The 496-nt window shown below is 73.6% G+C and carries 1 protein-coding gene; it reads right to left on the bottom strand.

Translation table 11 applies throughout. The features are described 5' to 3' along the window. Window positions 1–39: 39 nt before the first annotated feature. Window positions 40–496, bottom strand: a 457-nt coding sequence (locus tag HX774_RS19235) for a DUF2163 domain-containing protein (protein WP_178829010.1), incomplete at its 5' end; no start/stop codon positions are given.

Here is a 496-nt window from a genome sequence, read left to right as displayed (position 1 = left end):
TCAGACGGGTGGGGGCGGCCGGCAAATCATCCGCGCCCCTCACCGCCGGCTCCCGCCGTCATGGCGCCCGCCGCCCGCCGGCCTCGCCGTCAGGAAGTCGTCGCCCGGAATATCTGGAAAGCCCTGGAAGTTGACGCCGTTGCCGAACACGCCCGCACAGGTCGCCCACCGCTTGTCGCAGCTCCGCCCGCCAATCGCCGCCGCGCTCAACCCACAGCGCCCGTCGCCCAGCACCGCATCGCAACTCCGGCCATAGGTCCTCCCGACGACCCGCTCCAGGGCCGCCATCGGCCCGTCCAGATCGGCGACAAAAGCCCCATTCTCACGCCTGATCCGCGCCAGCGTCCCGGCCCACAGACGCACCGCCAACGCCGGCCGCGCCCAGTCCACGCGCCACAGCTCGACCCGCGCCCCGTCATAGAGCCCCGCCGCCACGTCCGCCTCGGTGATGGCCTCGTCGTCCAGCCCGCCCGACGCCGACAGCCCCGCCTCACCC

It is taken from the genome of Brevundimonas sp. P7753 (assembly GCF_013386595.1).
GTDB classification, from domain to species: domain Bacteria; phylum Pseudomonadota; class Alphaproteobacteria; order Caulobacterales; family Caulobacteraceae; genus Brevundimonas; species Brevundimonas bullata.
The sequence above is the reverse complement of the archived record's forward strand: the minus strand, read 5'-3'. Positions and strand labels throughout refer to the sequence as shown.